Annotated in this window: 10 protein-coding genes and 1 pseudogene; 3 read left to right on the top strand and 8 right to left on the bottom strand. The window is 43.6% G+C overall.

Annotation, left to right across the window (positions count from 1 at the left end; all coding sequences use genetic code 11):
* Positions 1 to 3 precede the first annotated feature (3 nt).
* Positions 4 to 897 (bottom strand): carbohydrate ABC transporter permease, encoded by an 894-nt coding sequence (locus tag AC0YNW_RS10760; RefSeq protein WP_475831940.1) that lies wholly within the window; start codon positions 895 to 897, stop codon positions 4 to 6.
* Positions 898 to 1,005: 108 nt separating this feature from the next.
* A complete protein-coding gene (locus AC0YNW_RS10755) occupies positions 1,006 to 2,337 on the bottom strand; it encodes an ABC transporter substrate-binding protein (protein WP_475831939.1) in 1,332 nt (443 codons plus the stop codon).
* Between the two features lie 291 nt (positions 2,338 to 2,628).
* Here AC0YNW_RS10755 and AC0YNW_RS10750 point away from each other — a divergent pair, with 291 nt between their 5' ends.
* Both AC0YNW_RS10750 and AC0YNW_RS10745 read left to right on the top strand, forming a co-directional pair.
* A complete protein-coding gene (locus AC0YNW_RS10750; RefSeq protein WP_475831938.1) occupies positions 2,629 to 4,131 on the top strand; it encodes an ATP-binding protein in 1,503 nt (500 codons plus the stop codon).
* 22 nt (positions 4,132 to 4,153) lie between these two features.
* Complete coding sequence (locus tag AC0YNW_RS10745) at positions 4,154 to 4,837, top strand: response regulator (protein ID WP_387469617.1); 684 nt, start codon at positions 4,154 to 4,156, stop codon at positions 4,835 to 4,837.
* Positions 4,838 to 4,897: 60 nt separating this feature from the next.
* Here AC0YNW_RS10745 and AC0YNW_RS10740 read toward each other — a convergent pair whose 3' ends face one another.
* From AC0YNW_RS10740 to AC0YNW_RS10720, 5 genes and pseudogenes are all read right to left on the bottom strand, one after another.
* Positions 4,898 to 6,109, bottom strand: a complete 1,212-nt coding sequence (locus AC0YNW_RS10740; protein WP_475831937.1) for a glycoside hydrolase family 88 protein — start codon at positions 6,107 to 6,109, stop codon at positions 4,898 to 4,900.
* A gap of 200 nt (positions 6,110 to 6,309) precedes the next feature.
* Positions 6,310 to 7,065, bottom strand: coding sequence for a 2-dehydro-3-deoxy-D-gluconate 5-dehydrogenase KduD (kduD, locus tag AC0YNW_RS10735; protein WP_475831936.1), 756 nt, complete (start codon positions 7,063 to 7,065; stop codon positions 6,310 to 6,312).
* A 22-nt stretch (positions 7,066 to 7,087) separates the two neighbouring features.
* Entirely contained in the window at positions 7,088 to 7,843 is a 756-nt protein-coding gene (locus AC0YNW_RS10730; RefSeq protein ID WP_475831935.1) for a DeoR/GlpR family DNA-binding transcription regulator, read from the bottom strand.
* Between the two features lie 6 nt (positions 7,844 to 7,849).
* On the bottom strand, positions 7,850 to 8,683 hold the full coding sequence (gene kduI / locus AC0YNW_RS10725; RefSeq protein ID WP_475831934.1) for a 5-dehydro-4-deoxy-D-glucuronate isomerase: 834 nt from the start codon (positions 8,681 to 8,683) through the stop codon (positions 7,850 to 7,852).
* A gap of 352 nt (positions 8,684 to 9,035) precedes the next feature.
* A pseudogene (locus AC0YNW_RS10720) lies at positions 9,036 to 9,107 on the bottom strand (GMP synthase (glutamine-hydrolyzing)); the annotation flags it as partial.
* A gap of 170 nt (positions 9,108 to 9,277) precedes the next feature.
* Between AC0YNW_RS10720 and AC0YNW_RS10715 the strand changes: the two are divergent.
* The gene (locus tag AC0YNW_RS10715; protein WP_475831933.1) at positions 9,278 to 9,706 is read left to right on the top strand and encodes a hypothetical protein; all 429 of its coding nucleotides are present in this window, start codon (positions 9,278 to 9,280) and stop codon (positions 9,704 to 9,706) included.
* A gap of 697 nt (positions 9,707 to 10,403) precedes the next feature.
* On the opposite strand, the gene guaA is transcribed toward AC0YNW_RS10715, so the two are convergent.
* Positions 10,404 to 11,942, bottom strand: a complete 1,539-nt coding sequence (guaA, locus tag AC0YNW_RS10710) for a glutamine-hydrolyzing GMP synthase (RefSeq protein ID WP_387469630.1) — start codon at positions 11,940 to 11,942, stop codon at positions 10,404 to 10,406.
* Between the last annotated feature and the right edge of the window lie 280 nt (positions 11,943 to 12,222).

The following is a 12,222-nucleotide window of genomic DNA, read 5'->3' as shown; positions in this document are numbered from 1 at the left end:
TTATTAGTAGTTAACCCATTTTTTTTGTGCTCTGAATTGAATGAAAGTGATGACAAGAATGACTAAGAACAAGACATAGGCCATGGCTGATGCATAGCCAAAGTCAAACTGCTTAAATGCGGTATTGTAAATCGTGTATACGAGCACCTGTGTCGAGCGCCCTGGCCCGCCTTGTGTCAATACATAGATCATGTCGAACACTTTGAAGGAATTAATAACGCCCATAATAACGGTGAAGAAAATAACCGGAGATAAGGAAGGAAGCGTAATATGGAAAAACTTATGAATGATTCCTGCCCCATCCAGATCAGCAGCCTCATACAAATGATCAGGTATGCCTTGTAGGCCTGCCAAATACAAAACCATATAGTAGCCGATATGATTCCAGATATATACGATAGATACCGCAATTAATGCCCAGCTGGTTGAAGAGAACCACCCCGGAGGATTATCCATGCCTAGATTCATCAGAATCGTATTAACGGGACCTTTTGTAGGATTGAAAATTAATTGCCACACCACTGCTACTGCTATCGTCGATGTCACATAGGGTAAAAAAACGGCTGTCCTAAACAGCTTCAGCCATTTGATGCCTGAGTTTAACCACACAGAGACAATTAGAGCCAGGAATAGCGTAATTGGCACCGTGATAAGCATGAAGACCATGCTATTCCTGAATGAAATGATAAAATTATCATCATGGAATAGCTTGGTGTAATTATCAAAACCGATAAATTTAAAAGCACCAAATCCATTCCATTCCACGAAGCTCATTCCGAATGAGAAGAAGACTGGAATAAGAATAAAGGCTAGAAAACCTATAATATTGGGCAATAAGAACATGTATCCATTGATTCGATTGCGCTGTGTCATCGTTAAAGGCTTCTTACCGAACAAGTCTACCCTCTCCTTTAGAAGAAAAGAGCCTTGTCTAGAAGACAAGGCTCTTCATATAATCTAAGCCCTTCTATCGATGCATGACATCATTGTAGTTATGCTCGCTTATTATTTAATGGAGAATTGCTCCTCATAGATGCTTGCCCATTCCTTCTGAACGCGCTCTTCCATTGCCGCTACAGCTTCTTGCGGCGTTTTGTCACCGATGAATACTAGCTCGCCTTCTTGCAGGAAGATACCGTCGACGACAATCGTTTTCACACCTGGCAGCATAGGATATTCCGCATATTCGCTTGTTTCGTAGAAGTAGTTCAAATGCTCAGGCTGTCTACTTCCGTCGCCATAGAATGCTTGTTTCACAGCATCGTCTGTGTAGCCGGTAACGAAGCCTTTGGCAGCGAATACTTGCGCACCTTTGCTGCCTGTAAAGAATTCAACCACTTTATAGGCTTCTTCTTTATGCTTAGAATTTTTATTGATCATTAGGGCTACAGGTGTAGCTAAGCTTGTATTGCTCTCAACGCCCTTTGGATGAGGAATAGGTACTACATCCCACTTAAAGTTCATTTTCCCTTCATCTTCAGCTTTTCTCAGCTGGGCTACATGCCAATCCCCAATAATGCTCATTGCAACCGTTCCACTTTGGAAAATTGCATTATAATGAGCTCCAGTAGATTTCGACTCCGCCCACGGCATAATAGAGCCATCCGCTTCCATATCTAACCTTAATTGCAAGGCATCAACGAATGGAGATAGATCCTTGTCGATGACAGTTGCACCTGCTTGAACGGCAGACATATACCAGGTCTGGGCCCAAGTGTGCAGGAATGCGCCATAGGTTTTATCAGCGCCCGAGCCAGATGTAACCTTAGCTGCTAGTGCGCGGAATTCATCCCAAGTCATATCAGCGCTTGGATACTCGACGCCTGCCGCATCAAAAATATCTTTGTTATAGAACAACATCCAAGGAGATTTACGAAATGGCAATCCATAAATATTACCGTTAATGGTCATTTCTTTATACAGCTCACCATAGCCGGATACATCCGTATTATTGGATTTAATATAATCATTAAGAGGCTCAATAATTCCTGTGTCCACCATCTTGTCTAGTATCCCGCCGAATAAGTCATACTCTACTCCGCCGGATAATTGAGTTCTTAATTTTTCATAATATTGATTGGCTGGAAAGCTAATGAACTTGATTTGAATGTTAGGATGTTCTTTTTGGAACTCCGCATAAGTAGCTTCAAAGGCTGGCAAATCATCAGGTAAAACGGGTATTGTAAAATTCACGTTTTTGTCTGTACTTTCTCCCGTATTAGAGGATGAATCCGCATTCTGATTATTACTCTCATTCGTTTTAGAATTACTACTACATGCAATCAAAGCGCTTACAATTAGCAACAAAAGCATCCCTGTAACAAGCTTTCTTTTCAATTTACATTCCCCTCTCGCCCATGCTATACTTGCTCACAACAAAATTATAGTTTAATTCACAATTTGTTTTAAGTTGAAAAAAATATACCCCTTTTTAAACTAAAATGAATAAGAGGATGATTACTTATCCATCACAAAAGTATTCCTATAAGATGTTTTTTTCAATTTACATTCCCCTTTTGACCATGTTATACTTGCTCACAATAAAATTATTGATTAATTTACAATTTGTTATAAGTCGAAAGAAATATACCCCTTTATAAATTAAAATTACTAAAAGGATGATGACATATGATCTATTTATCCTTATTTTTTTTAATTTATACCATTGCATTAACGTATAATAAATCTAAAAACATGATAACCATTAGCTTAATCGGCATCATCATTGGTTGGTTAATTTCCATTTTCTCGTATTTGTTTTATTTAAGTAAATTCAACGTATACTGGGCGGTTATCAATGATTTCTACAATTTCAGCAAGGGCACTTGGAATCGCATTGTATTAGAAAACGTTGATGCCCTCCTATTCATTCGTTTACTTAATTTTGGTATTTTACTTTTTCTTTTTAGCTTTCTACTCTTTTCAATCTCCTTCACCCATAGCAGAAGCAGAATCAATAAGCTTTACTATTACATACCATTAGCGATCTTATTTATCGTTCAACTCTGCTACTATGATCCTTTCATACAACTAAAGCTTCAGAATCATTTCTTCTCGTATGACCACGCGTCAGGCATGAATTATAAACGTGTAGCTAACATCATTGATATCATTTTTCAATGTACCAAATTTGCACTAATTATGATTACCTTCAGCTTGCTTATTCATTATTTAATCAAAAATTTTAGAATTCATTTTATTAGGCAATATACGATTTTTAATATTATGTGTTTATTTCCAATCACAATCATTCATATCATGATGTTCTGGTGGGCACCTGCCGTTCTCATCCGAGCAACCCATATTGACAGCTTTCATAATTATTTGAAGCCTCCCATGAATGCTGTTTTATTCAAATATAATATTTTCACCATTATTTCTCTGATCGCCTTTGCTGCCATGGTTTTTGCCTTTTCCAGATATCAAACCAAGCAAAAGCAGCATCATGTAGAAGCCGACGAGATTAACAAAAGGATCAATACCGCTTCCTTAGGCGTCAAAGCATTTACCCATTCGATTAAAAATCATTTATTAGCTATACGCTCTGAAACGGAATATTTAAAGGAAAAATTCAAGGATGATGCCGACACGCTATACAGCCTTGAGCTCATATTCAAATCGTGCTACTACTCGTATGACATGATTAACAATGCATCTAGCAAGCTGGAATCGATTGATATTGTGTTAAAGCCGGTAAAGCTGCATATTCCAGTCGAGCTGGCTCTTCAGAAGCTGTCATCAAAGGATCAAGCGGTGAATATTGAAGTTATTCGCTTATCGCATGGAAGCAAAGCTTTGCTCGACTCTGCTCACATGACTGAGGTTTGCTTCAATATCATTAAAAATGCTCTAGAGGCCATGCATCAGACGAGCGATAAGCAGCTTACGATTACCATTGAGGATCAGGACAAATGGGGTTGTATTTCAATAGAGGACAACGGACCGGGGATTCCGCCGGAAAATATGAATGAAATTTTCTCCCCTTTCTTTTCCACCAAATCATCCGTTAGCAATTGGGGAGTAGGTTTATCCTACTGTCATAAAATAGTTACATCTCATCAAGGAAAAATCGAAGTTCACAGTACGGTCAACAAAGGTACGAGCTTCAAAATACTTCTCCCTTTACATTAAATTGGCTGGAGGCTGAGACTTTATGGAGAATATTAAATTAATTATTTCTGATGATATGGATGCGCATCGCAGAAGGCTTGAAAGAATTATTACGAAGCAGCCTAATATGACTTTACTTGCTTCCGTAGACAGCGGTGCAGCCACGATTGCTAAGGTGGAACAGGAAGTTCCCGACATTATATTGATGGATATAGAAATGGAAAGTAAATATGCGGGCATCGAAGCGGCCAATAAAATTCATATCAGCTATCCTCATACGAAAATCATCTTATTAACGGTTCATGAGGACGATAATATTGTATTCGCAGCCTTTAAGACAGGCATCGTGGATTATATTATCAAATCCTTTCCTGAGGAGGAGATTGTCGAGGGGATTATTGCAGCCTATCGAGATGATTCACCCATACGTCCCATGATTGCCAAAAAGCTCCGTAACGAGCTAGTACGGTCTAAAAATCATGAATCCTTGCTGATGAATACCTTGAATATCATCTCCACTCTCACAGCTAGTGAGCTAGAGGTACTGAAGCTGCTGTGCCAGAACAGAAACCGCCGGCAGATTGCTCTGCTCAGATCTGTTGAAGAGGAAACCATCAAAAAGCAAGTAAATAGTATTTTGCGTAAATTTAATAAGAATCGTACCAAGGAAATTGTAAAATTAGTTAACGAGCTGCAAATTTTTAATTCCATATCTTATTTCAACTAAATACCGCTATAAGGAAGGACATTCCTTACTCCAGGAATTGTCCTTCCTCTAGCTGCTTGTTTACCAGTATGGATTCCAATCCTTCTGCACCCTGATTAAAGCCTCCATATAGAAGTAATCTCCCCAAATCGTACATTCATCCACACCAAGATCAATAGGCAGGCTATATACGCCATGTGCCAATATCCCTGTGCCCTCTTGTCTTTCCTTGATCACATAGTTCTCTGTTAATGATGTCAATATAGCTAATGCCGCTTCTTCATACAAATGACGATCACTATCCAAGACTGGCAAATGATACGCTAATTCTAGCAAGCCGCATGCAGCAATAGCTGCGGCGGAAGTGTCACGCTGCCCGTCCTGTTGTAAAAACACTAGATCCCAGTTGCAGATTAAATCCTCTGGCAAATGATTCAGGAAGTAATTGGCTGCTGCTTTGGCTTGCTCGATGTATGCCATATCCTTCGTATAACGATAAGCTAATGGCAAACCATACATCGCCCAGGCTTGGCCTCTGGACCAGCAAGCTTCATCCGCATAGCCTTGTCCAGTCCAGCCTCCTAATGCTTCACCTGTATCAATATCGAGTCTAAACATCTGATAGATGGCTCCATCCTCACGGATCATATGTCGGGCTACGTTATCCATATGCCGTTTGGCTTTCACATAATAGGTTTGATCACCTGTTACTTCTGCAGCCCAGAACAGCAACGGAACATTCATGGCGCAATCGACAATAAATACACCCTTTTCCTTATGCGTATCATCTTCTAAATAACCGCGCACCTGTATAATGCCTGATTTCTCTCTAAATCTCATCGCCAGCAGCTTCGCCGCATCAAGAGCAATATACTTAGACTTTTCATCCTTTGCTAATTTATAGCCAGCCACACAGGATAAGCTATATAAAAAACCAATATCATGATGATTCAATATATCTCTAGTGACTAAACGCTCTTGGAAGCTATCCACATGCTTCTGTGCCACCTCTGCGTATTTATCCTCGGCTGTAAGCTCATAGGCCAACCAAACCATGCCGGTCCAGAAGGAAGAGGTCCAATCCGAATAATAGGCCAAATCCGCATTCTTGACAGGCTGATACTGAAGGTCGACAGAGTGTGCTGACGGAAATTGATCTGTGAATAAGGCTAGATTACGCTCCACTTGCTGAATAACATCCTGCAATGCCTTCTCATAGAATGATTTATTGTGGTTGCCTTGAAAACGCTCCTGCTTCTCAACCTTTGCTGTCTTTGGTAGGTTAGCTGTCATTTAATGATTCCTCCCACAATGAAATAACAAAAAGTTAAGATGATTATAGCTTCTCTATCTCATTGAGATAAGGAGTAAATATTATGCCCCCCCTTATCGCGCCAACCGAAACAGGCTGCTTCATCACGATCCGAAATCGCGATGAAGCAGCCTTTGATTGACAGAGCCGGCCTACATACCGGCTACTCTGATTATAAAAATTATCGGTTCATCCAGCCGCCGTCTACGCAAAGCACATGGCCGCTCATGTAGTCGGATGCGGAGGAAGCAAGGAAAATAGCCGCGCCCGCCAAATCTTCGCCGGTTCCCCAGCGTCCGGCAGGAATGCGGTCCAAAATTTGAGTGCTGCGAACCGGATCATCGCGCAGCGCTTCCGTATTGTCCGTGGCCATATAGCCCGGAGCAATCGCATTCACCTGTACGCCTTTCGACGCCCATTCGTTGCCCATCTGCTTCGTAAGGCCGACAACCGCGTGTTTGCTCGCCGTGTAGCCCGGCACGTTGATGCCGCCTTGGAACGAAAGCATGGATGCGATATTGATGATTTTGCCGGAGCCTTGCGCGATCATCCGCTTTCCTGCTTCCTGGCTTAAGACGAAGACAGAGTTCAGATTGACGTTCAGAACATCCTCCCAATCCTTGTAGCTGTGCTCGGCGGCAGGCGTACGGCGAATGATGCCTGCATTGTTCACCAGAATATCGATACGGCCGAATTCCTCAACCGTCTTGTCGATAATGCCCGACAGCTGGCTGCGGTCCGATACGTCAGCTTGGATCGTAATCGCTTTGCGTCCAAGCTCATGCACCTTGCTGGCCGTCCCTTCGGCCGGCGTGCTGTTCGTTACAAGCGCAAGTTCCGCGCCCGCTTGCGCAAGCCCGACCGCAATCGCTTGGCCTAGCCCGCGGCCCGAGCCCGTTACGACGGCAACTTTGCCCGTCAGGTCAAAATAATTCATGAATCTAGTCCTCCCTCATTTGCTACGCACGCACCATGCGGACGCCTGCATTCTCGTATTTAAGCGCAACAGACTCGTCAATCGCCGCATCCGTAATGATCGTATCGATATCGCTCAATTCGGCGAACGTAATAAGCGCTCCCCGGTCGAACTTGCTATGGTCGGCCAGGCAATACACGGTCTTCGCACATTCCATGTACACCTTTTTCAAAGCGGCCAGTTCTTCCGTAAAAATCGTCAAGCCGTACTCCAAGTGGATTCCGGTCGCTGACAGAAACAGCTTGTGAACGTTCAGCTTGCGAATCCATTCATTCGCCTCCGTCCCGATCAGCAGATTATTCTGGCGGTAGCCGCCGGGAACGATAAGCCGGACCTGGTCTTTAACCGTCAGCTCGCGGATAATAAGCAGATCGTTCGTCAGTACCGTAAGCGGCATATTGCCAAGGCGCTTAGCAATCTCAAGCGTGGTGCTGCCGGCATCGAGGGCGATGATATCGCCCGTCTTGATCTCCGCGATCGCCTTGTCTGCAATCGCCGCCTTCTCCTTCTGGTACTTCACGTTCGGAATTTGGAGCGGGAGAAGGCTGTCTTCCCCTCCCGATTCCAAGACTGCCCCGCCGTGAATCCGGCGAAGCAGTCCCTTTTCTTCCAGTTTCTCAAGGTCCTCTCGGACCGTCTTTTCCGTAACGTTGAATTGCTCACTAAGCTTGGACACCTTGACGCTGCCCAGCTGCTCCAACTGCTCGATAATATGCCGATGGCGTTCCGCTGCAAGCATCGGCGCTTATTTCAAGTCTTTCATCGAGATGAATTCTTGATCCGAGAACGTGTAGTTCTCACCGGCCATCGCCCAGCAGAACGCGTAGTTGCTCGTACCTGCGCCGGAGTGGATCGACCAAGGAGGAGAAATGATCGCTTGCTCGTTCGCTACGACCAAATGTCTCGTTTCGCTAGGCTCGCCCATCATATGGAATATGCGAGCTTCTTCACTCAGGTCGAAATATAGGTATGCTTCCATGCGGCGGTCATGCACGTGAGTCGGCATCGTGTTCCAGATGCTTCCCGGCTTCAACGTCGTCACGCCAAGCATCAGCTGGCAGCTTTGGATGCCGTCGGCATGAATGTATTTGTTCAGGACGCGCTCGTTGGACGTTTCCAGCGAGCCCAGATGCGTAGGATTCGCTTCTTCTGCCGTCATTTTGCGGGTCGGATACTCGGCATGAGCATTGGCGGATACGATATACACTTTCGCTGGATCGTTTTTGTCCTTGCTGGCGATCTGCACGTCTTGCTTGCCTTTGCCGACATAAAGCACGTCAAGCTTCGAAAGCTCATAAGCTTCGCCGTCTACGGTAATAACCGCAACGCCGCCGCCAATGTGCAGCAATCCGACTTCACGGCGCTCCAGGAAATATTCGGTCTTCAGCGTTTCCTGATCTTCCAGCCTCAGCGCTTCCCCAACCGGGGACGCGCCGCCGACGATCAGGCGATCGTAGTGGGAATAAACCATATTGATTTTATTAGGCTCAAACAGCCCTTCGACAAGAAACTCTTGGCGCAAGCGTTCGGTTGTGTACGGTTTGACGTCAGTAGGATTAGTAGTATGACGGACTTCCATTCGGAATAGCCTCCTTAGATTCATACCGGTGCGGTTGAACGATAAGCGAACCGGTACGGTTTGTTTTTGTTCGTTTTCACCATAACACACTTTTTCGAACATAAAAAGACATTTTATTACTGCGAACAATCAAATTCTGGATGGCTATTCCTCGATTGAGCTTGAAATCCTGAAGCAATTCCTTCATTTTGGCCATAAAAAAACTCCCTTCTATCTGGTAAAAAACACAGATAAAAGAGAGTCATTTTGCACTTTATTGTTGCAGGTGAACTCGAAATTTCAACACCATCATCGCTTAGAAGCCTTATGTATCAAGGCTTCTAAGCGATTAATGATATTAAATATTCCCAATCTATTCCCACTCGATTGTTGCTGGTGGTTTGGAAGTTACGTCGTAGACGATACGGTTGACTTTGTCAATCTGACCTGAATTTATCAATTCTTTTTTGGATTGATTTCAAAGATATTTGGATTGAACCACAAGATAAATAGTTCTATAATTTCAGATTAATACATAAATTAGCCATAATTGCCATGTTGGTTTATTGCGCAAGAATATTACGTGTAAACAAAAACTAAGGAGGGTTAATGATTATGAAAAGGAAAGTTACTGTTTCAGCACTTATCACTGCTTTATTATTTAGTATTCTGTTTTCAGCTGGGGTCATCAATGCTTATACTACTACTACATATAATCAGATATCGGATTATAATCCAAGTTCAATGATACTACCGGGTACGTTATCGGATCATACTTATACTAACTATCATGAATTTTATGCCCCTAAGTCAGGATACGTAGAATTTATGGTATACTATGGGCCAGGTATTAATTCCATCGGATTGAATACGCAATTACTAGACAGTAGCTATAACGTTTTATATTCAGGTTTGCACACTTCGAGATACGTGAATGCTGGAGAAAGATATTACTTGAAAGTAACTAGTCAAGGAAAAATTTACAAACCCTATGATTCTTCCTTTTCCCAAAATTATATTTACAGTGCTTTTTATACACCTTAGTGATGGGAATACTTTCTATCTTTAATAACATAAAGTTATAAGTAGGTGGGGATAAGCTTAAATAGCTTGTCCTCTTTTGTTTGGATTAATGAGATTAGCTGGGCAAAATATAGACTAGCCTAGGAATCAATATCTAATCCTTTGTCTGATACAGAAAATTTTTCTTCTGTGTTGCTTCAAAGCAAACTCAAAAAAAATGAGAAACCCGCGTTTAAAAAACAACACGTGGATTCCTCTTCCATCTTAGCCACCTATACAGGTGGCTAATCTTTAAATATACGATCTAAAGCTTTTTGTCTATCTTCCTCACTTGGCATACTATACCTTGAAATCATCTCAGCACTCGCATGTCCGCTTAGAAATGTACTTCATAATATGCATTGAAGTCACTTCTTCCGCTTCCTCAATATCTAGCTCCTCCTTAGTAAACTCCATCCAACGATGAAATCTATACATGCAACCTGAGATATCTTCCTTTTCTTCTGCCTTGGATTTCTTGATTCATCTTAAATCATCAATCAACTCATTGATTATCGACATAAAAAACTCCCTTTCATTTGTTAAATAACACAAATAAAAGAGAGTAATTTTTGAAGACCAATAGTTGCAGGCGAATGAAATAAGATTTTCAATCGTTGACTGAGACCCCTTATACAGCAAGGATTCTCAGTCAATAATCAATTGAAAAACTCCCAAATCACTCCCACTCGATTGTTGCTGGCGGCTTCGATGTTACGTCGTACACGATGCGGTTGACGTTGTCGACTTCATTGACGATACGTACGGAGATTTTCTCCAGCACGTCCCAAGGAATACGAGCCCAGTCCGCTGTCATGCCATCGATGGATGTTACGGCGCGGATACCGACCGTATAGGAATACGTACGCGCATCACCCATAACGCCTACGCTCTTCATGTTCGGCAGAGCCGTGAAGTATTGCCAGATCTCGCGGTCAAGTCCCGCTTTGGCAATCTCGTCACGCAGAATCGCATCGGATTCGCGTACGATGAGCAGCTTCTCTTCCGTCACTTCACCAAGTACGCGAATCGCCAGACCCGGACCTGGGAACGGCTGACGCCATACGATAGCTTCAGGCAATCCGCACTCTTCGCCAACTTTGCGAACCTCGTCCTTGAACAGAGCCTTCAAAGGCTCAACCAGCTTGAACTTGATATCTTCAGGCAATCCGCCTACGTTGTGATGCGATTTGATCGTTTGTGCCGTTGCTGTGCCGCTCTCTACGATATCCGTATACAGCGTACCTTGCGCCAAGAATTCGAAATCGTCCAGCTTGTCCGATTCTTCTTGGAATACATAGATAAACTCGTTGCCAATAATTTTACGTTTTTGCTCTGGATCGTCGACGCCTTTCAGCTTGCCGAGGAAGCGTTCTTGGGCATCGATTTTCAGTACCTTCATATCGAACTTGCCAACGAACGTTTCCATTACGCCCTCAGCCTCGCCTTTGCGGAGAAGGCCATGGTCAATGAACATGCAAGTAAGCTGATCGCCGATTGCTTTATGAAGCAAGATCGCCACAACCGAAGAGTCTACGCCGCCGGAAAGCGCGCAAAGCACTTTTTTGTCGCCAACTTGGTTACGAATGTCTTGGATCGTGTCTTCGATGAAGGATTCCATCGTCCAGTTGCCGTCGCAATCGCAAACGTTATAAAGAAAGTTGCGGATCATCTCATTGCCGAATTGGGAGTGACGCACTTCCGGATGGAATTGCACCGCGTACAGCTTGCGGTCCGCGTTGCTCATGCCTGCAATCGGAGCGTGCTCCGTGCTGGCATCTATGTTGAAGCCTGCAGGCGGCTCGATAACCAAATCGCTATGGCTCATCCATACCGTTTGAACACGGTCAAGACCATGAGCGATGTGGCTGCCCTCTACAAATTCCACTTCCGCTTTGCCGTATTCACGCTTGCCAGCGCGCTCGACTTTGCCGTTCAGCTGATGGGACATCATTTGCATGCCGTAGCAGATTCCGAAGATCGGAATGTTCAGATCATAAATCGCCGGATCGACGAGTGGAGAATTTTCTTCGTATACGCTTGCCGGTCCTCCCGAGAACACAATGCCTTTGGGCTGCAATTCACGGATCCGTTCTACCGACGTGTTGTAAGGCAGCAGCTCGCTATATACGCCCAAATCGCGAATACGGCGTGCAATCAGCTGGTTGTATTGTCCTCCAAAATCAAGGACAACGATCATTTCATTTTGCTTCGTCATTACCGAGCCTCCCTCAATTGATGTAGTAATTATATATAAGGCCCTTCAAGGGAGTCAAGGCGATAAAGCCTGCCATCTCGGTTCGCACACCAGATTGCGTAGAATGAGATTCCCATTTCAAGGGATTCATCCTTAATTTGTGAATCCAGTAGTATCGGAGATTGGTGGAATACGCCCTTTTTCACGCGGGCTAGCTGCTGTTAAAAGGGGCTTTTTTCGGTCATTTGGTCAGGTTTGGTTATGTAGTGGTTTGTGGTACTGCTATTTCTGCCTTTTCGTC

The sequence above is a fragment of the Paenibacillus sp. J31R120 genome (assembly GCF_056269225.1).
This window is presented reverse-complemented; position numbering and strand designations above follow the sequence as displayed.

Coding starts and splice junctions, on each gene's coding strand:
- guaA (WP_387469630.1), bottom strand. CDS start 11,942: ATGACGAAGCAAAATGAAATGATCGTTGTCCTTGATTTTGGAGGACAA.
- AC0YNW_RS10730 (WP_475831935.1), bottom strand. CDS start 7,843: ATGCTTGCAGCGGAACGCCATCGGCATATTATCGAGCAGTTGGAGCAG.
- AC0YNW_RS10715 (WP_475831933.1), top strand. CDS start 9,278: ATGAAAAGGAAAGTTACTGTTTCAGCACTTATCACTGCTTTATTATTT.
- AC0YNW_RS10750 (WP_475831938.1), top strand. CDS start 2,629: ATGATCTATTTATCCTTATTTTTTTTAATTTATACCATTGCATTAACG.
- kduI (WP_475831934.1), bottom strand. CDS start 8,683: ATGGAAGTCCGTCATACTACTAATCCTACTGACGTCAAACCGTACACA.
- AC0YNW_RS10745 (WP_387469617.1), top strand. CDS start 4,154: ATGGAGAATATTAAATTAATTATTTCTGATGATATGGATGCGCATCGC.
- AC0YNW_RS10740 (WP_475831937.1), bottom strand. CDS start 6,109: ATGACAGCTAACCTACCAAAGACAGCAAAGGTTGAGAAGCAGGAGCGT.
- kduD (WP_475831936.1), bottom strand. CDS start 7,065: ATGAATTATTTTGACCTGACGGGCAAAGTTGCCGTCGTAACGGGCTCG.